Genomic DNA, 24,534 nt, shown 5'->3' with positions numbered 1-24,534 from the left:
AAAGGCGCCTCTGAATAATTCAGAGGTGCCCAAGCAAAACACTCTATTTTTAACGCCTTATGAAATGCGCTTAAAACAACAGAAATTTAATACCAACCACAAACAGCAACAGCGCAAAGCTTTTTTTCAGCAACGCCTGATCCAGACGATGTGCCAGCTTCGCCCCCACTTTGGCAAAAGGCACGCTGGTCAGCACAATACCAAGAATGGCCGGCCAGTATAAAAAGCCGGTACTCCAGGCAGGCAGAGCCTCATGATTCCAGCCGGCCACCACATTACTCAACGCGCCCGTCAGCGCAATGGGCAAACCACAGGCAGCGGAAGTCGCCACCGCCTGACGCATAGGGATTTTCATCCAACTCAGGTACGGCACGGTAAACGTTCCGCCACCAATACCAAACCACGACGAACCAAAACCGACCACAGAACCGGCAACCATCAGGCCCCGGTTACCTGGACGCTTGCCAGCGCCTTTTGGTTCCAGCCCAAAGAACATTTTCAGTGCCAACAACAAAGCAAACACACCAATGATTTTCTGCAGCAGAGGACCCGGTACGGTGGTAATTAACGACACGCCGACCATGGTGCCCAGCACAATACCGATGCTCATCACACCCACCAGCGTCCAGTCCACGCCACCCTGACGATGATGCTCACGCACCGAGCTGAGCGAGGTAAACACGATGGTCGCCAGCGACGTAGCCACCGCCATATGCGTCAGCACCGTTTCGCTTACGCCCTGTGCGGCAAAGGTAATCACCAGCACAGGAACAATCACCATGCCGCCACCAATGCCAAACAAACCAGCCAGCAGACCGGCCACTGAGCCAACCGCCAGGAACAGCAGAAATGTCATCATAGGTGTGAAAATTCCGGTTTAAGGGGGCGGCATTATGACCTAAAGTGCGGTCAAAGTCGGCAGCGCCTGCGCAACAGATCATGCCTGCGGCAATCATTATCGGGAAATGCTTATGTGTCTGATCGTATTGAACTGGCAACCACAGAACCGTCAGTGGCTGAGCCTGAGTGCCAACCGGGATGAGTTTTATCCCCGCCCCGCCAGTGCACTGGAAGAGTGGAAAGAATATCCGGGCCTGTTTGCCGGGCGCGATCTGCAACAGGGCGGCACCTGGCTGGGCGCGACCAAAGCAGGCCGCTTTGCGGCGCTGACCAATATCCGCGCCCCCGGCGCCGGCCCGGCCGAGCCACAGTCGCGTGGTCATCTGGTACTGGATTACCTGCGCGAGCCACGCAACCCGGAAAAATATCTGCGTGCCGTACTGGAAAAAGGCGACCAGTACGCGCCGTTTAATCTGCTCTGCGGCAACCGCAACCAGCTCTGGTACGCCAGCAACTACCCCGAACCCCGCCTTGAACGGCTGGAGCCCGGCATTCACACACTGAGCAATGCCTGGCTGAATACTCCCTGGCCGAAAACCGAACTGGCACGCACACAACTTCAGCATTGGTTACAACAGCCTAAAGGCAGTGCCAGTCTCGCCGCTTTACTGGATCATTATTCACCCTTCCCGGACGATCAGCTGCCACAAACCGGCGTACCGCTGGAATGGGAGCGTCTGTTGTCGGCGCAGTTCATTAACGCTCCGGGCTACGGCACCCGCTGCTCTACCGGCATTCTGGGACTGGAAGGTCGGTTGGAGTTAAGCGAACTGAGCTGGGACAGTCATGGCCGAATTGCCGGACGGGTCACCTGGCCGGTCGATCTAGAACGCCTCTGAATCATTCAGAGGCGCCCTGTAATAAGTAGACAATTGCCCACTTTAAGAACAAAGAATCAGCCGACAGAAATCCGTTAATTACCCACCCTGTTACAAAAGAAAAACCTAAGTTGTTGTTTCTTTTGACACTCCGTTGACCAATCGAACGACCGTTTGCAGTCGCTTACAAAATTCTGCGAACGGTAGCACGATTCCCGCCACATTTTGCCAGTCTGGCGTCCATACTTCGTGCATGAACAGCATGAATACACCCAGAAAACCGCAGCGCGTCGTCGCACTCACAGGCTTTATTGCCCTGCTGTGCGTCGGACTGTTGTTTGCGGCTCTGGCAGCCAGCATCAATACCAAGCCCTATATGCCGCCCAAAGTGGCGCAAAAATATATGGAGCACTGGTTAATCGAATCCGCGCGCAATGTGGCGGGAGAAGTGCGGCTGAAACATGTACAAAGCATCGAACCTTTTTATCTGCGCCGTGATTACCAGCCGGTATGGATGAACAGCTTCGAGCTGACCGAAGCCGGACAAGAACTGTTACAGGTGCTGCGCGAAACCGCCGCCGACGACTGGCGCAATTACGGCTACGAACTGGCCACCCTTGAGCGTGAAACCAGCCGTCTGTCGAACATTCCCAAACAGGCCACAGCGGTTGAAGTACTGCTGACCGACGCTTTCATTACTTATGCCCAACAGGCTCTGAATGCCGAGCTGCTGCCTGACACCGGCGAAGGTGATCATCCATCCATCCGTAAGGTATCAGCGGCGAGCAAGCCCGGACAGTTCAGTGAAGAACAGATTATCGACCTGCTTAACGACTCTATCCGCCGCAACGAGCTGGATGCACTGGTCGAAACCCTCACGCCCTCTCATCCCGGCTACCTGCGTCTGCGTAAAGAACTGAACCGCTACCTCGCCATTGCTAACTCCGGTGGCTGGTATCCATTGCCGGATACTCTGCAACTGAAGGCCAACGAACGCCATCGTCTGGTGCCGCACCTGCGCTGGATGCTGGGGCAGTACGGTGATCTGCAAAAAGGCGCGTTATCCTGGCTGTTCAAAGATTCAGAAGAGCGTACCCGCGCCCCGGATGAAGATGAGCCCCACGACCTCAACCGTCCGGAGTTTCAATTCGACAGCACGCTGGCTGATTCCCTGCGCCACTTCCAGAAGCGTCATCATTTGCCGGAAAGCGGCGAACTGGATGCCCGCACCCTGGCCTGGCTGAATATTCCGCCTTATCAGATGGCTCAGAAAGTCGCGCTGAACATGAAGCGCTGGCGTCACCTGCCAAGGGATCTTGGCCAGCGTCATGTGATGGTCAATATGGCCGACTACAGCCTGCAATTGATGAATGGCGGCTCGGTTGAACTGGATATGAAAGTGATTATCGGCAACCTGCAGCGCCGCACGCCTGTTATGGCCCAGAAAATCAGCACCCTTGAGTTGGCGCCTACCTGGTCAGTACCCAGACGTATTGCCATTAACAGCCTGCTGCCGAAAATCCGCCGCAATCCGGGGTACCTGGATGAAAAAGGGTATCAGGTGATCGGCCGTGTTGATGGTGTGGACCAGTTTATCTCACCCCATGCCATCAACTGGAACAAAGTCACTGCCCGCAACTTCCCTTACCGTTTGGTACAGAAAGCCGGTGACGACAATGCTTTGGGTTCTATCAAATTCCTGTTTCCGAACGATAAAGACATCTACCTGCACGATACGTCACAGCCGCAACTGTTTAACCTCGATAACCGTGCCTTAAGCTCCGGCTGCGTCCGGGTCGAGAAACCCCGCCTGCTGGCCGAGAAACTGCTGCGCGGACAACAGGGCTGGAATCGTCATAATATCGATGCCGCCATCGATCAGAACCGTACCACCCGTATCCGCCTGCAGGATGATGTGCCGGTATACCTGATGTACTGGACCGCCTGGGTTGATCAGGATGGCAATTTGCAGGTGCGGGACGATATCTACAACCGCGATCTGATCGCTGGCCTGCCTCCGACAAACCCCGCCGTCAGCCTTTAATCAATCCTGTTACGAATCCCCTCCCCGCTGGCGCATATGTGCCAGCGTGTTACATCATTCTGTGTGACAAATGTAGCGTTATGTATTTTTGTCTAAGGATGCCCGTTTCTTTTGGCAGGTGTTTGGCATACTCCGCTGATATATCCATGCACAACAACGCTGAACCATCTGATGTAGCGGAGAAGATTGACCATGTTACAACGACGCAACTTTCTGAAGCAGGCCGCATGCCTTGGCGCGGCCAGTATCGCTGGCTTGGGTAGCAGCCGTGCCTTTGCTCAGGGCCAACAGGAAGAACGTACTCTGCGTTTGTACAACATCCACACCGGCGAATTCAGCAACAGTACGTTCTGGGCGAATGGCCGCTATCTGGATGATGGTGTGGAATCTCTGGATATTCTGGTGCGCGATCATCGTCGTGATCAGGTGATGGCCATGCAGCGCGAGCTGTATCAGAACATGTATCAGTTACAGCAGCTGTTTGGCAGCCATGAGCCGCTGTATGTGATTTCCGGTTATCGCGCACCGGAATCCAATGCCAGCCTGCGCTATGCCAGCTCAGGCGTCGCAGAGCACAGCCTGCACATGCAGGGACGGGCGATTGATATCCGGATTCCTGGCGTATCGCATCGCCACCTTCATCGCGCCGCGCTGGCCATGGGCAATGGTGGCGTGGGCTATTACCCGAAGAGTGGTTTTATTCATATCGACACCGGACGTACCCGGCACTGGACAGCCTGATCAGGCAAGCCGATGGGGCAGACAACCGTTCAGTTGCGCCCCGGTCCGATAATGCGGCCAAAACCGGCTTTTTCCAGCGAGAGCTGCAGCGTCGCGGTAATAACCGGTGCACTTTCTATCTTCAGCACTTCGGTCAGCAACTGGTTGGCCCACTCCAGATTAATGCCGCGAATCACCGATTTCACTTTCGGCAGATTCGTCGCATTCATGGACAGCATGTCATAGCCCATCGCCATCAGTAGCACAGCGCCCAAAGGGTTACCGGCTAATTCGCCACAAACACTGACCGGCTTGCCAATCTCGTGCGACACATCGGCGATCATTTTCAGTGCATTCAGAACCGCCGGATGGAAGGCCTGATACAGATCGGCCACGCGTGGATTGTTACGGTCTACGGCCAGCAGATACTGGGTAAGATCGTTGCTGCCAACGGAGAGAAAATCCACCCGCTGACCCAGCTCGCGGATCTGATAGACCGCGGCCGGCACCTCAATCATCACCCCGACCTGCGGCATTTCGACATCAAAGCCTTCTTCCAACACCTCCGCATGGGCGCGGTAAATCAGATGCAGGGCTTCATCCACTTCGCTGACGCTGGTAATCATCGGCAGCATAATACGCAGGTTATTCAGGCCTTCGCTGGCCTTGAGCATGGCGCGTATCTGCACCAGAAAAATTTCCGGATGATCCAGCGTAACGCGGATGCCGCGCCAGCCGAGAAAGGGGTTGGCTTCGCTGATGGGGAAATACGTCAGTGCTTTATCGCCACCAATATCCAGGGTGCGCATGGTCACCGGATTAGGCGCGAATGTATCCAGCTGCTGACGGTAAATTTTTTGCTGTTCACTCTCGCTGGGAAAGCGGTCTTTCATCATAAACGGCACTTCGGTGCGGTACAGGCCAACGCCCTCAGCACCGCGCTCCAGACTGCGGACCGCATCAGTAATCAGTCCGGTATTCACCCACAGCGGGATGCGATGCCCATCAAGGGTTTCGGCCGGTTTATCACGCAGTACCTGCAGATCTTTCTGCAGCGCCTGTTCTTCATCAAAGATGGCCTGATACTGCTCGCGCAGCTCATCGTTGGGGCTGGAGAATATCTGCCCGCGATAACCATCAACAATCAACTCCAGGCCGTGTAGCTGGGCATAAGGGACGTCGACCACCCCCATGACCGTGGGAATGCCCATGGCACGGGCCAGAATGGCCACATGCGAGTTGGACGATCCTTTCACCGACACCAAACCGCGCAGTTTGGCTGGCGGTACTTCACCCAGCATGGCGGGCGTCAGCTCTTCACTGACCAGAATCGTATTGTCCGGAAAATCATACTCCTGCGCGTGGGCATCACTGCCCTGCAGATGAGCCAGAATACGGGTACCTAAATCGATAATATCGGTGGCGCGTTCACGCAGATAAACATCTTCCATTAACTGGAAATGCCCCACGTACTGCATCACCACCTGACGCAAGGCCCCCTGAGCCCAGTTGCCATCACGGATACGGACTTTAACTTCAGCCCCCAGCGCATGGTCATCCAGCATATTCAGGTACACATCAAACAGCGCCATTTCTTCCGGGCGCAATTCGCTGCTGAGTTTTTCCCCCAATATGCGGATTTCTTCGCGGGCGGCTTCAAGGGCAAGATCGAAGCGCGCAATTTCGTCATCAACCGATTCGGCTTCTTTATCCACCACGCCACTGAGATCGGCAGCAGGAGACAGCACAAAGGCCTGACCAAGACCGACCCCAGGGGCACCGGGCGCGCCGTTAAAGCGGGTGCCTTTCTTGCGTTCGTTGGTCGCGGAAGGGATATCAAGAATATTGCCGGTCGCTTCCGCATGCGCAATAACGCCCGCCAGCTGAGCCGACATGGTGACCAGAAAGGCTTCTTCACTTTCATCAAACTGGCGGCTGTCGCGCTGCTGCACCACCATCACACCCATCAGGCGTTTGTGATGGATGATCGGTACACCGAGAAAGGACAGGAATGGATCTTCACCGGTTTCCGACAAAAAGTGGAAACGCGGATGCGTCGGGGCGTTATCAACGTTGATCGGCTCTTCACGCGAACCAACCAGGCCGACCAGTCCCTGTGAAGAACTGAGACTGACCCGGCCCACCGCTTCCTGCTTCAGACCTTCAGTGGCCATCAACACATAGCGTTTGCTTTCAGGATCGAACAGATAAACGGAGCACACTTCGGTATTCATGGCCGCACGGATACGTGCCACGACCAACTTCAGAGCCTCGCTCAGATCGGTTGCCGAGCTGACTTCCTGTACGATGCGTCTCAGAATATCAAGCATAGATCCTCAGCCAGTTTTACGTTGCAGCTTGGCGATACGCGGTGCCAGTTCCGTCATGGCACGGCGATAAACATCGCGCTTGAATGCAACGACTCCCCCCAGCGGAAACCAGTAACTGACCCAGCTCCAGCCATCAAATTCCGGCTTATCGGTAGCGCTCACGTTAATCCGTGAATCGTCGCCTACCAGTTTAAGCAGAAACCATTTCTGTTTTTGTCCGACACACACCGGCCGGCTGTCATGACGCACCATGCGGCGAGGCAAGCGATAACGCAGCCAGCCACGGGTGCAGCCAAGTACCTGCACGTCCTGTGCGCTCAGGCCAACCTCTTCCATCAGCTCCCGGTAGAGTGCTTTCTCCGGAGACTCACCTTCTTTAATTCCGCCCTGGGGGAATTGCCAGGCGTCCTGGCCTATTCGTCTGGCCCAGAGCACCTGTCCTTTGTCGTTGCAAAGGATAATACCGACATTAGGGCGGTAACCATGTTCGTCAATCACAATGCCGTCCATATCGTATCTAATGGTTCAAAACTTGCCGATTTCACCCCAAAGGTCAAGCAGTTGAAGATGAGAGAAGCTGCAACAGGCACATTTACACACGGGAATTGGATGGCTGGGCCACCTTAATTCAGGCTCTGGAGTCAGGCTGAATGATCAGGAACTTGCCACTATCCGCCCCTTGGCAGCCGGCATTGTTTAGAACCAATATGTTCAATTATTTCTTTGTTTGAAACTCAGAATTATAAGGAAAGTATGCGCTGTTGCCCTTAGAATAGCGACTAATTTTCTAACCCGCAGCGGAAAAAGGCTGACTCTCGTGGCACTGGCTATTTTCGATCTCGACCACACGCTTCTGGATGGCGACAGCGACCATGCATGGGGACAATATCTGGTCGATCAGGGGCTTGCAGACCCTGAACAACACAAACTTCGTAACGATTATTTTTACGAACAATACAAAGCTGGCACTCTGGATATTAACGAGTATCTGGCGTTTGCGCTTAAGCCTCTGACCCAGTATCCGCTGCAACATATGCTGGATACCCGTGCGGCTTTTCTTAAGGCGCGCATCATGCCGCTGATTTCACAAAAAAGCCGCGACCTTATTGCGCACCACAAACGTCTGGGCGACACCCTGCTGATTATTACGGCCACCAATGGTTTTGTGACCTATCCGATAGCCGAGTTACTCGGTATCGAGCATATTATTGCCCCGCATCCGGAGCAGGTGGATAACCGCTACACCGGCAATATTGTCGGTATACCCAGCTTCCAGCAGGGGAAAGTGGTGCGCCTGGAGGAATGGCTGCAGCAGCAAGGGTTTGAACTCGCCGGCAGCTACTTCTACAGTGACTCTCACAATGACCTGCCGCTGCTGGAAATTGTTGATCACCCGGTAGCCGTTGACCCGGATGCCAGACTGGCCGCCATCGCCGAACAAAAAGGCTGGCCCATCATCAGCCTCAGGGATCAGGAGTAAGCCTGTGAATTACGCAAAACTGGTGCTTGTCAGTGCTCTGCTGTTAGCGGGTTGCGATCAGCCGGCACAACAACAGAATAACCGCTCTGACCAGACAGCAGACACCAGTGCCGAACAGGAAAGTACTCCCGACAGCAGCGCCTTTGCTGCTCATCTGGGGCTGAGCGCTTATACCGAAATGTCGATGGCCGCGCAGAGTGCCCAGGAGCTGGACAGTCGCCTGGCGTCTTTTCTTTATCATCCCAACCCGATGAGTCTGGGCGAAGTCCGCCAGGCATGGCGCAACGCTTACAGCGCCTACCTGCAAACGCTCATCTACGCCAAACTGCCCATCAGTGACCCGCCGGACTGGCACAAGAAAGGCATTGATTATCAGCATACGCTGAGCCTGCTCGACAGCTGGCCAATTGAAGGCGGTTATATTGATCATGTTCCCGGCTATCCCTTCAGTGGCATCGTTAACGACCTGACGCTGGAACTGAACGAAGACAGCCTGCTGGCACAGCATGGTTTCTCCGATCCAAGCTATGCCAGCCTGGGCTACCACGCCTTTGAATTTATGCTGTGGGGTGCCGATGGACAGCGCTCACCGCGTGATTTCTTTCCTCAGGAAAATACCGCCCCGGTTGTCGTCGCCAGCGAAGGCAGCAGTGGCCGCGAAGCCGAAACCGGCGATGTTGTTCATCCCGAAAATGCCTCCGGCAGTGCTGATGAAGAACCGCTGGATATTGATGTACAGAACCACAACCGCCGCCGTCAGTACGTGCAGCTGCTGAGCGAACAATTACAGAAACATCTGCATCGCCTGCAACGCCGCTGGGAACCAAGCAATGGCTATTACGCCAGCCTGCTGCAACGTTCAGAACCGGAACAGGTGCTTAAAGCAACGTTCACCGCCACCCAAAAGCTGTTATCCGACGAGCTACTGGGCAAACGCCTGAGCGGCACCAGCAGCGAATTCAGCCAGACCACCTGGGCCGATACCAGTGCCATTGTCGCCGGGATACGCAACCTGTACTTCCCGCTGAGTGAAACCGAAGCCGGTACCGGCTTGCCGGCACTGCTTGGCGTGCGTCACGAAGACCTGAGCCTGGAATGGCAAAAGCAGTTACAACTGATTGATGACAGCGTTGCCAACTGGCAACAACAGGGCGTCGCCGATGCGGAAGCACGCCAGCAGTGCCGCCAGCGCATTATTGAGCTGATGTCGGTAATGCAACGCACTGCCAGCACACTGAAAATACCCATGACCAACTCAAACTGACGCGCCATCAGTCGTGCAATAAAAAAGGGAGCCTCAACAGCTCCCTTTTTTATTGCCATCAGGCCACCTGCTGCACTCAGCGGGTTGGCAGTACCCGGGCAAAAACCGCTTTCAGATAGCGGGTTTCGGCAATGGCCGGTAATACCGGGTGATCAGCACCCTGACTGCCGACATGCTGGATCATAACTTCCCGGTCCAGCTCACGTCCCATCACCCGCAGCATATCCGGCAGACGATCTTCCGCCAGATGCATAGAGCAGGAAGCCGCAACCAGCAGACCATCTTTGCTCAGTAAACGCATCGCCAGCTGGTTCAGGCGATGATAAGCCTGCTCACCCGCCTTGATATCCTTACGGCGCGGAATCAATGCCGGCGGATCCATCACCACCACATCAAAACGCTCACCGTTATCTTTCAACTGACGCAGCGCAGCAAACGCATCCCCTTCCCAGCAATGAACTTTCTCTGCCACGCCATTGAGTGATGCATTCTGCTCGACCCAATCCAGCGCCTGAGCAGAAGCATCCACACAATGCACTTCTGCCGCACCATGATTAGCCGCCTGCACACCCCAGCCGCCAACGTAGCTGAACACGTCGAGTACGCGCTTGCCTTTAACCAGACGGTTCAGCTGTGCGCGGTTTTCACGGTGGTCGTAGAACCAGCCGGTTTTCTGACCGTGAATCACCGGCGCCATAAAGCGGGTATCGTTTTCCACCAGCGGTGCGCAATCATCTTCCAGCGCGCCCTGAATCACTTCCACGTACTCCGGCAAACCTTCGACCGCGCGCAGCTTGCCGTCGTTTTTTAATACGATGCATTGCGGTTTGGCGACTTTGTTAACCGCATCAATAATGGCCTGACGACGCAGCTCCATCGCCACACTGGAAATCTGAATCACCACCACATCGCCAAACCGGTCGATCACCAGCCCTGGCAGACCATCGCTGTCACCGAACACCCAGCGGTAACAAGACTGTGGATACCAGAGCTCACGGCCACTTTGTGCAACCTGCAAACGGTGCACCATCAGCGAGACATCCAGCGTCTGCTTACTGTCGCGGCTGAACAGACGGGCGCAGATCAGTTGTTCCGGACTGACGACAGCCACGCCCAGCGCCTTGCCATTCGCGGCTTCAACCACGACCTCACTGCCAGCCGTCATGTTTTTCAGCGGCGTGATCGCAATATCCACTTCGTTGCTGTACACCCACAGGTGACCGCCTTTCAGGCGGCGTTCGGCCTTGGCTTTAAGTCGCAGTGTCGGGAGCATGATTCACCTCGGGTGGCGGTTACAAAAAGGAGCGCATTATACGCATGCTCTGACAAACTTCCCCAGCCAGCGGTGCTATTCTTGATGACATTCGTTTCCCTCCCCCGGACGTGTTATGCCTCAGCAACTTTCGGAAGAGCAGATACTGCACATTATGCAGGGGATCAAAATCCCGCCGCAGCCGCAGATTCTGGTCGATCTGCAAATGGAACAGTTCATGCCGGACCCTGATCTGGGTCGTATTTCCAAATTGATCAGTCAGGATGTTGGGCTGGCCGGCACGGTGCTTAAAGTGGTGAACTCGCCGTTTTATGGCCTTAAAAACCGCATTACGTCCGTCGCCCAGGCGGTCAGCCTGATTGGCCTGAACAGCGTGGTAAATATCATCAATGGCTTATCCATCAAGAGCCAGATGAGTGATGAAACCATCGTTAATATGAACCGTTTCTGGGACACCGCGAACGATATCTCTCAGGTAGCTACCGCAATTGCCAAACAGGTTGGTTATCCGAATCCTGACATGGCCTATCTGCTGGGATTATTTCATAACTGTGGCATCCCGTTACTGATGGCACGCTTCGATAATTATCTGCAGGTGATGGAAGCGTCTTACGCCCACCCGGAGCTGCGGGTCGTTGATGTTGAGAATCAGCAGCTCAACACTAACCATGCGGTAATTGGTTATTACACCGCAAAGTCGTGGAATCTGCCGAAACTGTTATGTGATGTGATTGCCGAGCACCACAGCGCATCGCGCTATTTTGCCACCGACAACTACAAAGACTCGGAAGGAAAAACCCTGCTCGCCATTCTTAAACTGGCTGAACATGTGTGCGGTAACTACCGCATTCTTGGCCGCCAAACGGACGACCTGGAATGGCAGAATATCGGCAGCGAAGTATTAACCTATCTGGGTTTGGGTGAATACGATATCGAGCAGATGGAAGCGAATTTTGAAGAGCTGGGAATTGGCTACCGTAACTACAAATACTAGGGCCTGTTAACACTCATTAAACAGGCCCCAGACCGGGCATCTGACGCCCGGCCTGCACCGCAACCACTGCTGTCGTATTTAATCCCGCGCGTTAATATAGGCCTGTTCGCTCACTGCATGGTAAGCCTTAACCTGATCGCGGTAATTAATGTACGAGTCATACACTTTCTGCGCTAACGGATCAGCAGCGGAAACTTCAGCCACAACCTGCTCCGACAACACCTGCAATTTGCTCAGCACATCATCAGGAAACGCGCGCACATCCACACCGTGTTTATCTTTCAGCTCAATCAATGCCGCCTGATTACGCGTGGTATATTCCGCCAGCATGTCTTCGTTAACCGCTTTGGTTGCCACACGCACAATGGCTTGCAGATCTTTCGGCAGTTTTTCAAATGCGGTTTTATTAATTACAAATTCCATCATTGAACCCGGCTCATGCCAGCCCGGATAGTAATAATGTTTGGCAACTTTATATAAACCAAACGCCAGATCGTTGTATGGGCCAACCCACTCGGTGGCGTCGATGGCACCGGTCTGCAACGAGGTGAAAATCTCACCGCCCGGCAACGTCACCGGCGTACCACCAGCACGGGCCAGCACTTCTCCGCCCAGTCCGGGGATGCGCATTTTCAGACCTTCAAGATCGGAAACGCTGTTAATTTCTTTATTAAACCAACCGCCCATCTGCACACCAGTATTACCACCCGGTAACGGCAGTAAATTAAACGGCGCGTACACTTCTTCCCATAACTGCTGGCCGCCACCGTACTGAATCCAGCCGTTCATTTCCTGCGCGGTCAGACCGAACGGTACCGAAGTAAAAAACTGTGCAGCCGGTGCTTTACCTTTCCAGTAATAAGCGCCACTGTGGCCCATTTCTGCGGTGCCCTGAGACACCGCATCAAACACCTGCAGCGCCGGAACCAGTTCACCGGCACCATACACTTTAATCTGCAGGCGTCCGGCCGACATATCATTCACCATGGTGGCGAAACGCTCAGGTGCCGTACCCAAACCCGGAAAATTCTTCGGCCATGACGTGACCAGTTTCCACTTAAATGTCTGTTGCGGCGCGGCTGCCACCGTCGTATTACCGGCATCGTTCTGACAGCCACTCAGACTGGTAAAAGCCAGTACCGACAGCAGTAAAGTTGTCAGGCGTTTCATCATCCATTTACTCCTTGTTATTGTTTCAACGTTATTTTTATCGGCGCTCAGAGCGCTTCCAGTTTGGCAAAACTGGCGACCAGCCACTTGCTGCCGGCATCATCAAAATTGACCTGAACGCGCAGGCCGCTGCCCTGCCCTTCGAATTGCAGTACGGTGCCTTCACCAAACATTTCATGATACACGCGCTGACCTAAGTCATAGGGCAGATTACCGTGGACAAAAGACGGCTGTGGCGAGCGGCTATGGCCGTTATCGCGTGCTGACAATGGCCGGCTGATGCTGTTTTTCAGGCGTACTTCGGCGATCAGCTCAGAGGGGATTTCACGGATAAAGCGCGAGGGCGTGCTGTAGTTTTCCTGACCATGTAAGCGTCGGCTTTCGGCATGGGTAATGATTAGTTTTTCCATGGCACGGGTAATACCGACATACGCCAGACGGCGTTCTTCTTCGAGACCTTCGGCTTCGTCCATCGACATTTTATGCGGGAACAGGCCCTCTTCCAGACCGGTCAAAACCACCTGCGGAAATTCCAGGCCCTTGGCCGAATGCAACGTCATTAATTGCACCGCATCTTCATATTCGTCGGCCTGACCGTCACCGGCATCCAGAGCGGCACGATCAAGAAATAACGCCAACTCATTGGCTTCCGCATCGTCATTTTCTTCGGAATTAAAGCCATCGGTGCTTTCAAACTGCCGCGCGGCGTTGATTAATTCTTCCAGGTTGTCGAGACGCGCCTGGCCTTTTTCGCCTTTTTCTTTTTTGTGATGCTCAATCAAGCCGCTCTGATTAATCATCTGATCGACAATTTCGTGCAGTTCCAGCTCGTCAATGCCGACGCTCATTTCTTCGACCAGATCGAGGAAACTCTGTACGGCTGCACTGGCACGTTTCGGCAGCATGCCATGTTGCACCGCGGCTTCCGCGGCTGACCATAACGAGCTGCCCTGATCCCGTGCATAGCTGCGCAGAATATCGACGGTTTTTTCGCCTATCGCGCGCGCCGGAACATTAATGACACGCTCAACCGAGGCATCGTCCTGGCGGTTCAGCAATAAACGCAAATACGCCAGAGCGTTTTTAATTTCCAGACGCTCATAAAAACGCTGACCACCGTAAATACGGTAAGGAATACCGGCACGCAATAACGCTTCTTCCAGGGTGCGCGATTGCGCATTGGAACGATACAGAATGGCCATTTCAGCACGCTGACGACCACTGCGCGCCCATTCATCGACACGGTCGGCAATATAACGTGCTTCATCCTGCTCATTAAAAGCGCTGTACAGCTGGATGGTTTCGCCTTCTTCACCTTCGGTGTGCAGGTTCTTACCCATACGGCCGGTGTTGTTGGCAATCACCGCATTGGCTGCATCCAGAATGGTTTTGGTCGAGCGGTAATTTTGCTCCAGCTTAATCAGTTCCGCACCGGGAAAGTCGTGCTGAAAATTGCGAATATTATCGATATTGGCACCGCGCCAGCCGTAAATAGACTGATCGTCATCGCCCACCGCCATCACCGATACCCGGTCGCCAGCCAGCATACGAATCCAGGCATACTGAATATTGTTGGTATCCTGAAACTCGTCGACCAGAATATTGCGGAAACGCTGCTGGTAATGTGCCAGTAAATCCGGATGCTGCAACCACAGCTCGTGGGCACGCAGCAGAATTTCACCGAAATCCACCAGGCCATTCTGTTGGCAGTTGTCTTCATACAACTGATACACCTGCTGCATGGTGCGCGAGAACGGATCGGCTGACGGCATCACATGCGCTGCACGGCGACCTTCATCTTTCTGCTCATTGATAAACCACTGGATCTGCTTTGGCGGGTAGCGGCTGTCATCAATATTGTTGGCTTTCATCAGGCGCTTGATCAGCCGTTGCTGATCATCGCTGTCGAGAATCTGAAAATGTTGTGGCAGCCGCGCTTCGCGCCAGTGCAGCTTTAACAACCGGTGCGCCAGACCGTGAAATGTTCCAACCCATAAACCGTTGGCCGGAATCTGCAGCAATTGCTCCAGACGGCCTTTCATTTCTTTGGCCGCCTTATTGGTAAAGGTCACCGCCATCACCGAAAATGGCGATACATTCTCTACCTGCAGCAGCCAGGCAATACGATGCACCAGAACCCGGGTTTTACCCGAGCCGGCACCGGCCAGTACCAACTGATGGCGTGAACTTGCAGCCACCGCATTGCGCTGGCCGTCGTTTAACTGATCGAGAAGTAATGATATATCCATGGCGTGCGAGTCTATCAGATGCCGGGGTAAAAATGCTGCTGTTTTATACAGTACATCGGCATCAGCAGACTGGCGGCGAACGCTACGGTGGCGGCCAGATTCCGCAGACGGCCAGTATTCCATAGGCTTCAATACAAAAAGCCCTTTATAATTCCCCGCTTACCAGCCAACACCAGGAAATCCTGTTGTGAAAAACAGCCCGATTCTGGCCGAAATCTCCGCCGCCATTCCCAGCCTGCGTAAATCCGAGGTGAAGGTGGCCGAGTATGTGTTGCGCTCACCGCAACAGGTAATGCACATGCGCATTGTCGACCTCGCGCAGGAAGCGCAGGTCAGCGAACCGACCATCGTGCGTTTTTGCCGCGGCATTGGCTGTAATGGCTTTCAGGAATTCAAAGTCCGCATCGCGCAGGAAATGGCCATCACCAATAATATTGGCCAGTTCGCGATTATCGAAGACGACAGCATTGAAGATATCTGCGACAAAATTGCCGACACCACCATTCAGCGCCTGCACCAGGTGAAAACCCAGTTGAAGAGCACACAGGTTGCCGCCGCCGCGAATGCCATCAGCAACGCGCGTCGGGTGGAGTTCTATGGTTTCGGTGCATCCGGTGCGGTTGCCATTGATGCCCAGCACAAGTTCTTCCGCCTGCAGGTTGCGACAGCAGCGTACAGCGATCCGCACATGCAGGCCATGTCAGCGGTGACACTGAGTGAACAGGACGTGGTGGTGGCCATTTCCCAGAGCGGACGCACCAAAGATCTGCTGCACTCCGTGCAATTGGCACAACAGCATGGCGCGATGGTGGTCAGCCTGGCACCCGCTAACACCGCGCTGAGTGCGGCTGCCGATTTGCCGATTGATATTAATATCGAAGAGGACACCGAGCAGTTCACTCCGATGACATCACGCATCGCCCATCTGATGGTGATCGATATGCTGGCCGTTGCCGTGACGCAACGCCGCGGGCCGGAGTTTGCTGCGCACCTGAATGCCATCAAGCGCAGTATTAAATCTCTGCGGCTGGAATCTGACTAAGCGGTCAGCTTCCAGACATCATAACCAGACAATTTACGACATAAACTAAAACTGCCGATGACTTTTTGCTCAGTACTTTGGCCATAAAATTCTCCTCTGGCCACCCTCAAAAGCAGCAACCCCACGATCTATATGGCCTCAGCACCATCATTAGTACGCTTGTGCTGCATTAACGGTATTGAACAGAATTTGGCCTGACTAACGATTACTGTCATTCTTTTGAAACCAATAAAAAGAAAAATCACAGCAGGATTTACTGTGATCAACCAGAGGGAAAGATGATGGAAGCAGCAATGAAATTCGAAGCCCACGAAGAAGTTGTCTCTTTTGATCGGGACGGCAAAGTCGTCGTTAATAAAGAATCCCAAATGTCGAAAAAACTGATGGCACGCCGCGCCATCGAAGCCCACCTGGAACGCAAACGACTGGAACACGACCTGGAAGATTTCTTAGCCGAATAAATCTGGCTTAATCGTCCGCTAAAAACGCCGCCAGCCAATGATGTATCTGTGCTGTTGTGGCGTTTTTTTATGCATGATGTTTAATACTTACACACAAAAAAGCCGGTCAGTTTCCTGACCGGCTTTTTTATTTCAGCGTTGGCTGAGTGTTACCAATTATTTATTGGTGAACTCAGGGTAGGCTTCCATACCGCACTCAGACAGATCCACGCCTTCGTACTCTTCTTCTTCAGTAACACGCAGACCCATGATCACTTTCAGCACCATCCAGGTGATGAAGGAAGCCGCGAATACCCATACGAAGATCGTTGCTGCGCCCATCAACTGGCCACCGAAGGTAGTGCCGTCTGCAGTTACCGGTACAACCAGCAGACCGTACAGACCAACTACACCGTGTACAGAGATCGCACCAACCGGGTCGTCGATTTTCATTTTATCCAGAGTCAGGATAGACAGTACAACAATCGCACCACCGATCAGACCAATGATGGTCGCTACGAAAGGCGTTGGTGTGTCAGGGCTTGCAGTGATAGCAACCAGACCAGCCAGAGCACCGTTCAGAGCCATGGTCAGATCCGCTTTGCGGAACAGGATGTAAGCCAGAACCAGAGCGCCGAGCAGACCACCAGCCGCTGCTGCGTTAGTGTTCATGAACACAACAGCTACCGCATGTGCATTACCGATATCACCCAGTTTCAGTACAGAACCACCGTTGAAGCCGAACCAACCCATCCACAGGATGAACGTGCCCAGAGTCGCCATTGGCAGGTTAGCACCAGGGATCGCACGGATTTCACCGTTAGGACCGTACTTGCCTTTACGTGCACCCAGCAGGATCACACCAGCCAGCGCTGCAGTAGCACCTGCCATGTGTACGATGCCGGAACCCGCGAAGTCTTTGAAACCAAAGTCATCACCCAGGCTGTACATACCGAATACAGAAGCACCACCCCAGGTCCACGCGCCTTCCATTGGGTAGATAACCGCAGTCATCACTACCGCGAAAGCCAGGAAAGCCCACAGCTTCATACGCTCAGCAACAGCACCGGATACGATGGACATTGCAGTCGCTACGAACACAACCTGGAAGAAGAAGTCTGAAGCGCCGGAGTAGATAGAACCACCCTGGAAGCCATCTTCACGCGCCGCGAAATCAGCCAGTACTGCAGCAGAATCCACTTCGGTGATGCCTGACAGGAAGTAACCGCCGCCGTACATAATCTGATAACCGCACACCAGATACATGGTGCAGGCAATCGCAAACAGCGCGACGTTTTTAGTCAGAATTTCAGTGGTATTTTTAGAGCGGACCAGACCCGCTTCCAGCATGGCGAAACCTGCCGCCATCCACATGACTAACGCACCGCATACCAGAAAATAAAAGGTATCCAACGCGTACTGGAGTTCGAAAATATTATTTTCCATTCTAAGCCCCCCGCATAAGGCTCTGATTCATTTAATGAGGAAGGATCAGATCGCGTCTGCGCCGGTTTCACCGGTACGGATACGAATGACTTGTTCCAGGTTGGTAACGAAGATTTTTCCGTCGCCAATCTTGCCGGTGTTCGCCGCTTTGGTGATGGCTTCGATGACTTTTTCAGTCAGGTCGTCAGCTACCGCTACGTCAATTTTTACCTTAGGCAGAAAATCCACCACGTATTCAGCACCACGATACAGTTCAGTGTGACCTTTCTGACGGCCGAAACCTTTTACTTCGGTCACTGTGATGCCCTGAACGCCAATCTCTGACAGCGCTTCACGCACATCGTCGAGTTTGAATGGCTTAACCACAGCTGTAATGAGTTTCATAGAAAACCCCTTTGTTAAACGCTACGAGTTTAGGTTTTATTAATGGCCCATGCGGGGGCACGGGCCATTGTATGCTTTTTACATAGAGATAGGCAGGCTGTAAGAAACAACCACTTTCAGGTCCTCATCAACACCGGCTTCGCCTTTGTCCAGATCAGCACTCTGGTCGATTACTTTGGACAGAGTGAACGCCAGGTTATCGTTATAGGCATAACCTACATCCAGGTGGGTGTAATCGCTGTCATCGCCATCGTCGGCTTTACCCAGCGTGAAAGAGTAGGCATCCAAGCCATAACCCAGGGTGAAGTAGCTGGAGTTATCGTCACTCTCAGCACCAATAGGCTTGTAGTAAGTGAAAGAAGCACCGGCATAACCCAAAGAGATAATTGCATCGGCATAGTCAAAGGTATTGCCACGATCATCCGGATTACCAGCTGCACCATCACCCTTTGGATATACGTAGTTCCACAGGATTACGTCATAACTGAAGTCACCCATTTCAGCGCCATAGCCCAGGTACAGATCGTATTCATTACCCCAAGAGGTATCACCGCTTGAAGTCCATACGCCTGCATAAGCGCCGGAAGCACTAACTGTCAGATCACCAGAAACAGCAGCAGCGCCATTCCCCAGATCCTGACCACGCCACAAATACATGCTGGCAACAGTTGCCGATGCAGAAACTTCAACTTCAGCCTGCGCAGTAGAAACAGCGGCCAGACCTGCAGTCATCACACCAGCCAGAGCGATTGCTTGAGACAGTTTTTTCATGGTTCTTTCCTTCATCAGTTATTCAAAGCTTTTATTAAGTAAACCGGTGAACGCACCGTTTTCTTTCTGTACTTACCTTGTACATGTCTTATAGCAGCGGCTGTGCCAACTTTTAAAAAATGCGGTTTTTCAGGGAGTTAGCGGCAACCTTTAGCAAAAAAGCCCTCGTAGCAGTTCAAAGGCGGTGCGCCGGGCCGGTTTTCAGCCCTTTTTGGTGCACTCAAGGGTAAGCATAGGCACTAATTTGATGCGTAAAGTCATGCAAGGAAATAAAACGGGGCAAAGGCCCGGATTGACATAAACAGGAAGAATGCAGTGCCCTGACGCAAGGCACGATGCTGGGGCCTGTTTGCACAGCGTGATAAACTGCCGCCTATATATAAGGAAGCCCAATGATGAACAGCGAACAAATCCGTAACCGTATCGAACAACTGCTGCAACAAAGCCCGCTGGCCGGTCTGTCAGCCGATGTGCGCTTAATGCTACAGAGCCAATTGCAGAGCCTGCTGAGCAGCGCCAATCTGATCAGCCGTGAGGAATTTGAGGTGCAGGCCGAAGCGCTGCGTCGTACCCAGGCCAAACTGGCCGAGCTGGAGGGCAAACTCAACCAGCTTGAACAGCAGCAACAGCAACAGCAGTAAAATCTGACCTAATAAAGAAAAGCCGGAGCACGCTCCGGCTTTTCTTTTAATAAAAACAGAGTAATGAACACTGAGTGTATTGCCGCTAAATCGCCAGCAGCTCTTTCGCCTGTTGCGAGCTGGCCAGCTCACTACCGGCACCGGATGCCACTACCCGACCCCGTTCGAGAATCATAAACTCATCCGCCAGTTCCGCGGCAAAATCGAGGTATTGCTCAACCAGCACAATGGCCATTTCGCCACGGTCACGCAGCAGTTTAATCACACTGCCGATGTCTTTAATAATGGACGGCTGAATGCCTTCCGTCGGTTCATCCAGAATCAGCAATTTTGGTTTCAGCAATAACGCCCGGGCAATCGCCAGCTGTTGTTGCTGTCCACCGGATAAGTCTCCGCCACGGCGTTTCAGCATTTGTTGCAGCACCGGAAATAGCGAATAGATTTCCGGGTCGATACGGCGCTGACTTTTCGGCAACGCGGAAAATGCGGTTTGTAGATTCTCTTCCACCGTCAGCTGGGCAAAAATATCCCGGCCCTGCGGCACATAGGCAATGCCTTGTCGTGCACGATCAAAAGGCGCAATACCATTCAGCGACTTACCCTGCCACTGAATATCACCACTGCTTGCGGCCAGGTGCCCGGACAACGCTTTCATTAATGTGGTTTTGCCCACACCGTTACGACCCAGCACACAGGTAACCTTGCCAACCTCGGCATTCATGCAGACGTTATACAGCGCCTGACTGGCACCATAAGAAACATCCAGTTGATTTACGTTTAGCATCCCATCATCCTCACCGCCGGTTAGCGGCCTAAATAAACTTCGATCACCTGTGGATTGGCTTTTACTGTGGCCAGTGAGCCTTCCGCCAGAACATGACCTTCGTGCAGCACGGTCACTTTGCAATCCAGCGCTTCGATAAAATCCATATCGTGTTCGACCACCATTAACGAATGCTTTTGTGCCAGGCGCTTAAACAGTTCGGCGGTTTTCATGGTTTCTTCATCGGTCATACCCGCGGCCGGTTCGTCAATCAGCAGCAGTTGTGGCTCCTGTCCCAGCAGCATGCCGATTTCCAGCCACTGCTTCTGACCATGGGATAAGCTACCGGCCAGCTCTTCACGTTTATCCGCCAGATCAATCATGTCCATAATCTCATCCAGCTTCTGTGCTTTTTCGGCGCTCAGCTTATGCAGTAACGCCTGCCAGATACCGCGCCCACCTTTCAGCGACATTTCCAGATTTTCAAACACCGTCAGGCTTTCAATCACACTCGGCTTCTGGAATTTACGTCCTACGCCCAGATTGGCGACGTCCGCTTCGTCGAAGCGGGTGAGATCGTGTTCCTTTTTATGGTGATCGGTAAACATAATGGTGCCGGTATCCGGGCGGGTTTTACCGGTAATGACATCCATCATGGTGGTTTTACCCGCACCGTTCGGCCCGATAATGGCGCGCATTTCACCCGGAGCGATCACCATGGATAACGAATTCAACGCTTTAAAACCATCAAAGCTGACACTGACACCATCCATATAAAGTACCGATGGGTTATCAATATGTTTTGGCGTTTGCAGACTCATGCTTTTTCTCCCACAGGCTTTTCTGAACCGGGCTCATCGTTAGTCACTACAGAGGATTGATCCTGCGGCGACAATAGCAACGCCTTCTGTTTTTTCAGCGGATACTTTTCTTTCAGCTGCGCCCATAAGCCCACCACCCCTTTAGGCAGATACAGCGTGGTGAGTACAAACAAACCGCCCAGCATAAACAACCAGAGTTCGGCAAACGCACCGGTAAAATAAGTTTTGGCATAGTTCACCAGCATCGCGCCAATCACTGCACCAAACAATGTGCCGCGGCCACCTACGGCTACCCAGATAATGATTTCAATCGAATTAATCGGCGCAAATTCACCCGGATTAATAATACCGACCTGAGGCACATATAACGCTCCGGCCACACCGGCCAGCATCGACGACACCACAAACACAAACAGCTTGTAATGCTCAACCCGATAACCAAGAAAACGTGCACGGGATTCCGAATCACGGATAGCCACCAACACCCGACCGAGTTTTGAAGTAACGATAAAACGGCTGATTAAATAGCCCAGCATTAACGCCAGCACCGATGCAATAAACAGCACCGCACGGGTGTTATCCGACTGCAGGCTGTAACCAAGAATATCTTTAAAGTCGGTTAAGCCATTATTGCCGCCAAACCCCATATCGTTGCGGAAGAAGGCCAGCAACAATGCATAGGTCAGTGCCTGGGTAATAATCGACAGATAGACGCCGGTTACCCGCGAGCGGAATGCCAGCGCGCCGAACACAAATGCCAGAATGCCCGGCGCCAGCAATACCATCAGCATAGAGAACCAGAACTGGTCAAAACCGAGCCAGTACCACGGCAGTTCGGTCCAGTTGAGGAATACCATAAAGTCGGGCAACTCAGGATTACCATACACACCGCGGTCACCAATCTGACGCATCAGATACATGCCCATGGCATAACCACCCAGCGCAAAAAATGCACCGTGGCCCAGGCTTAAAATACCGCAGTAGCCCCAGATTAAATCCACCGCAATCGCCAGCAGGGCGTAACACAAATACTTGCCCAGCAGTGTCATGGTGTAGGTCGATACATGGAAAAACGAGCCTTCCGGCAATAGCAGATTGCTGAGCGGAATAAAAATCGCCATCAGCACCAATACCAGCAGTAATTTCCGCCCGGCGGCATCGTTCATCAGTAAGCGGGTTAACGGGCCCAATTGTTTTGTCTGTGTCATATTCCTGCCCCTTAACCGTTATCGACTGCACGGCCTTTCAGCGCGAATAATCCACGCGGCCGCTTCTGAATAAACAGGATGATAAATACCAGCACCATAATTTTTGCCAGTACCGCACCGGCCAATGGTTCGAAAATTTTATTGGCAACACCCAATGTCATTGCGCCGACCAGCGTGCCCCATAAATTGCCGACGCCGCCAAATACCACCACCATAAAGGAGTCGATAATATACGCCTGACCCAGATTCGGTCCGACGTTGGTCAGCTGTGATAAGGCCACGCCGGCAATACCGGCAATACCCGAGCCCAAGCCGAAGGTCAGCGCATCCACCCAGCCGGTTTTAATACCCATAGAGCTGGCCATTGGCCGGTTCATAGTGACCGCGCGCATCTGCAAACCAAACAATGTGCGTTTTAATGCCAGCGCCAGCAGTGCCAATACCATCAGGCTGAAAATAATGATGTACAGGCGGTTCCAGGTCAGTTCCAGTGCCGGGTTAATCATAAAGGTACCGGCCATCCACTCAGGCGTGGCCACTTCACGGTTTAACGGGCTGAAGATCGAACGCACCGCCTGTTGCAGAATCAGGCTGATACCAAAGGTTGCTAACAGGGTTTCCAGCGGACGACCGTATAAATGGCGGATCACACCACGCTCAATCAATACACCAACCAGGCCGCTGACCAGAAAGGCGGCCGGTACAGCAACCACCAGAGATAAACCAATATGCTCCGGCATCAGCAGTTGCACCACATAGGTGGTATAGGCACCCAGCATAATCATTTCGCCGTGGGCCATATTAATAACGCCCATCACCCCGAAGGTAATGGCCAGACCAATCGCCGCCAGCAGCAATACTGCGCCCAGCGCCAGACCAAAATACAGGTTTTCGATATAGCCATTAATGCTGACCAGCTTTTCAATGTCGGTCAGTGTGGTTTTCGCCAACTGATATTCATTTTTACGTGACAGTTTTTCTTCATCACTGAAACTGCGGATAAATTCACTCAGTCCGGCACGGGCTTCCGGATAAAGCGCACCATCGAGTGCGGTTAACCCTTCAATACGTTGTTGTGTTTCACTGGATTTCAACTGCATTAAGGCACGGACGATGTGTAAAACTTTGGCAACATCCGCATCGGTTTCACGCTCAATCGCCTGATTAATAAACACCTTATCGATATCATCGCTGCTTTTCAGCAGGTTCTCCGCTGCCGCCATGCGTTGCGGTTTATGCTTCGAAGAAATCTGCGCACGGGAAATAAGACTGCGCAGCGCAACCCGCAGCGAATTATTAACGCCTATTTTTTTAATATCGCGTTTGCCCAGTCCTGGGACGGCCTGCAAGGTAAAAGCATCCTGTGCGCTGTCCGCTTCACCGGAACTGTCTACCAGTAGTATTTGTTCATTACTTTTAACGTAATAGAGACGACTGTCGAGCAGTGCCTGCAGAATGGCAATGGCCTGATCATCTTCGCTGAGCGCAATACGCTCGGCCAGTGCGGCTTTTTCTTTATAATTGGCGCTTATCAATTGTTTGCTGAGCGCCGCCAGCGAATAATCGGCCTGACCCGCACTGCCCGGAACATTGCCCGGAACATTGCCCGGAGCATTAGCCGCAGCATCATCGGCCAGCAAAAAGGGGCTGAAATTTAACAATAAGACGGAGAGAACAACACGTCTGAATAGTGTGAACATGGGAACATCCTGTTGGAGAGGAACTGCACGTCTGCGCAGCGTTATCGCAACGCCGGCAAACGTGCAGTGGGTCAGG

Annotated in this window: 22 protein-coding genes; 9 read left to right on the top strand and 13 right to left on the bottom strand. The window is 53.0% G+C overall.

Annotation, left to right across the window (positions count from 1 at the left end):
• Window positions 1–70: 70 nt before the first annotated feature.
• A complete protein-coding gene (locus NYR02_RS10150) occupies window positions 71–859 on the bottom strand; it encodes a sulfite exporter TauE/SafE family protein (protein WP_338055941.1) in 789 nt (262 codons plus the stop codon).
• A gap of 112 nt (window positions 860–971) precedes the next feature.
• On the opposite strand from NYR02_RS10150, the gene NYR02_RS10145 reads away from it, so the two are divergent.
• From NYR02_RS10145 to mepK, 3 genes are all read left to right on the top strand, one after another.
• Complete coding sequence (locus NYR02_RS10145; RefSeq protein ID WP_260976242.1) at window positions 972–1,739, top strand: NRDE family protein; 768 nt, start codon at window positions 972–974, stop codon at window positions 1,737–1,739.
• A 241-nt stretch (window positions 1,740–1,980) separates the two neighbouring features.
• The gene (locus NYR02_RS10140) at window positions 1,981–3,762 is read left to right on the top strand and encodes a L,D-transpeptidase family protein (RefSeq protein WP_260976241.1); all 1,782 of its coding nucleotides are present in this window, start codon (window positions 1,981–1,983) and stop codon (window positions 3,760–3,762) included.
• 192 nt (window positions 3,763–3,954) lie between these two features.
• Window positions 3,955–4,503 carry a peptidoglycan L,D-endopeptidase MepK gene (mepK, locus tag NYR02_RS10135; RefSeq protein WP_260976240.1) on the top strand — a complete coding sequence of 183 codons (549 nt, stop codon included), beginning with the start codon at window positions 3,955–3,957 and terminating at the stop codon, window positions 4,501–4,503.
• Between the two features lie 29 nt (window positions 4,504–4,532).
• On the opposite strand, the gene ptsP is transcribed toward mepK, so the two are convergent.
• Complete coding sequence (gene ptsP, locus NYR02_RS10130; protein WP_260976239.1) at window positions 4,533–6,812, bottom strand: phosphoenolpyruvate--protein phosphotransferase; 2,280 nt, start codon at window positions 6,810–6,812, stop codon at window positions 4,533–4,535.
• Between the two features lie 6 nt (window positions 6,813–6,818).
• Complete coding sequence (rppH, locus tag NYR02_RS10125; protein WP_260976238.1) at window positions 6,819–7,310, bottom strand: RNA pyrophosphohydrolase; 492 nt, start codon at window positions 7,308–7,310, stop codon at window positions 6,819–6,821.
• A 319-nt stretch (window positions 7,311–7,629) separates the two neighbouring features.
• Here rppH and NYR02_RS10120 point away from each other — a divergent pair, with 319 nt between their 5' ends.
• Window positions 7,630–8,292 carry a histidinol-phosphatase gene (locus tag NYR02_RS10120; protein WP_260976237.1) on the top strand — a complete coding sequence of 221 codons (663 nt, stop codon included), beginning with the start codon at window positions 7,630–7,632 and terminating at the stop codon, window positions 8,290–8,292.
• 4 nt (window positions 8,293–8,296) lie between these two features.
• Window positions 8,297–9,556 (top strand): imelysin family protein, encoded by a 1,260-nt coding sequence (locus NYR02_RS10115; protein ID WP_260976236.1) that lies wholly within the window; start codon window positions 8,297–8,299, stop codon window positions 9,554–9,556.
• A 76-nt stretch (window positions 9,557–9,632) separates the two neighbouring features.
• On the opposite strand, the gene NYR02_RS10110 is transcribed toward NYR02_RS10115, so the two are convergent.
• Window positions 9,633–10,829, bottom strand: a complete 1,197-nt coding sequence (locus NYR02_RS10110; RefSeq protein WP_260976235.1) for a class I SAM-dependent rRNA methyltransferase — start codon at window positions 10,827–10,829, stop codon at window positions 9,633–9,635.
• A gap of 115 nt (window positions 10,830–10,944) precedes the next feature.
• Here NYR02_RS10110 and NYR02_RS10105 point away from each other — a divergent pair, with 115 nt between their 5' ends.
• Window positions 10,945–11,823, top strand: coding sequence for an HDOD domain-containing protein (locus NYR02_RS10105; RefSeq protein WP_260976234.1), 879 nt, complete (start codon window positions 10,945–10,947; stop codon window positions 11,821–11,823).
• Between the two features lie 78 nt (window positions 11,824–11,901).
• On the opposite strand, the gene NYR02_RS10100 is transcribed toward NYR02_RS10105, so the two are convergent.
• A complete protein-coding gene (locus NYR02_RS10100; protein ID WP_260976283.1) occupies window positions 11,902–12,993 on the bottom strand; it encodes a TRAP transporter substrate-binding protein in 1,092 nt (363 codons plus the stop codon).
• A 47-nt stretch (window positions 12,994–13,040) separates the two neighbouring features.
• Window positions 13,041–15,242, bottom strand: a complete 2,202-nt coding sequence (gene uvrD, locus NYR02_RS10095; RefSeq protein ID WP_260976233.1) for a DNA helicase II — start codon at window positions 15,240–15,242, stop codon at window positions 13,041–13,043.
• Window positions 15,243–15,429: 187 nt separating this feature from the next.
• On the opposite strand from uvrD, the gene NYR02_RS10090 reads away from it, so the two are divergent.
• Both NYR02_RS10090 and NYR02_RS10085 read left to right on the top strand, forming a co-directional pair.
• Window positions 15,430–16,284: an SIS domain-containing protein gene (locus NYR02_RS10090; protein ID WP_260976232.1), complete on the top strand. Its 855-nt coding sequence runs from the start codon at window positions 15,430–15,432 to the stop codon at window positions 16,282–16,284.
• Window positions 16,285–16,577: 293 nt separating this feature from the next.
• Complete coding sequence (locus NYR02_RS10085; protein ID WP_260976231.1) at window positions 16,578–16,745, top strand: PA3496 family putative envelope integrity protein; 168 nt, start codon at window positions 16,578–16,580, stop codon at window positions 16,743–16,745.
• Window positions 16,746–16,901: 156 nt separating this feature from the next.
• Here NYR02_RS10085 and NYR02_RS10080 read toward each other — a convergent pair whose 3' ends face one another.
• The 3 genes from NYR02_RS10080 to NYR02_RS10070 form a co-directional block, all read right to left on the bottom strand.
• On the bottom strand, window positions 16,902–18,170 hold the full coding sequence (locus NYR02_RS10080; RefSeq protein ID WP_260976230.1) for an ammonium transporter: 1,269 nt from the start codon (window positions 18,168–18,170) through the stop codon (window positions 16,902–16,904).
• A 45-nt stretch (window positions 18,171–18,215) separates the two neighbouring features.
• A complete protein-coding gene (gene glnK, locus NYR02_RS10075) occupies window positions 18,216–18,554 on the bottom strand; it encodes a P-II family nitrogen regulator (RefSeq protein WP_145467055.1) in 339 nt (112 codons plus the stop codon).
• Between the two features lie 78 nt (window positions 18,555–18,632).
• Window positions 18,633–19,325, bottom strand: a complete 693-nt coding sequence (locus NYR02_RS10070; protein ID WP_260976229.1) for a TorF family putative porin — start codon at window positions 19,323–19,325, stop codon at window positions 18,633–18,635.
• Between the two features lie 392 nt (window positions 19,326–19,717).
• Here NYR02_RS10070 and NYR02_RS10065 point away from each other — a divergent pair, with 392 nt between their 5' ends.
• Complete coding sequence (locus NYR02_RS10065; RefSeq protein ID WP_260976228.1) at window positions 19,718–19,966, top strand: accessory factor UbiK family protein; 249 nt, start codon at window positions 19,718–19,720, stop codon at window positions 19,964–19,966.
• Window positions 19,967–20,051: 85 nt separating this feature from the next.
• Here NYR02_RS10065 and urtE read toward each other — a convergent pair whose 3' ends face one another.
• From urtE to urtB, 4 genes are read right to left on the bottom strand one after another with little or no spacing between them, the layout of a single operon-like run.
• The gene (gene urtE, locus NYR02_RS10060; protein WP_260976227.1) at window positions 20,052–20,750 is read right to left on the bottom strand and encodes an urea ABC transporter ATP-binding subunit UrtE; all 699 of its coding nucleotides are present in this window, start codon (window positions 20,748–20,750) and stop codon (window positions 20,052–20,054) included.
• Window positions 20,751–20,770: 20 nt separating this feature from the next.
• Window positions 20,771–21,550: an urea ABC transporter ATP-binding protein UrtD gene (urtD, locus tag NYR02_RS10055; protein ID WP_260976226.1), complete on the bottom strand. Its 780-nt coding sequence runs from the start codon at window positions 21,548–21,550 to the stop codon at window positions 20,771–20,773.
• On the bottom strand, window positions 21,547–22,758 hold the full coding sequence (urtC, locus tag NYR02_RS10050; protein WP_260976225.1) for an urea ABC transporter permease subunit UrtC: 1,212 nt from the start codon (window positions 22,756–22,758) through the stop codon (window positions 21,547–21,549). The genes urtD and urtC overlap by 4 nt, the downstream gene beginning before the upstream one ends.
• 11 nt (window positions 22,759–22,769) lie before the next feature.
• On the bottom strand, window positions 22,770–24,458 hold the full coding sequence (gene urtB / locus NYR02_RS10045) for an urea ABC transporter permease subunit UrtB (RefSeq protein ID WP_260976224.1): 1,689 nt from the start codon (window positions 24,456–24,458) through the stop codon (window positions 22,770–22,772).
• Window positions 24,459–24,534 lie beyond the last annotated feature (76 nt).

The sequence above is a fragment of the Thalassolituus pacificus genome (assembly GCF_025318105.1).
Taxonomy (GTDB): Bacteria; Pseudomonadota; Gammaproteobacteria; order Pseudomonadales; family Oceanobacteraceae; genus Venatoribacter; species Venatoribacter pacificus.
This window is presented reverse-complemented; position numbering and strand designations above follow the sequence as displayed.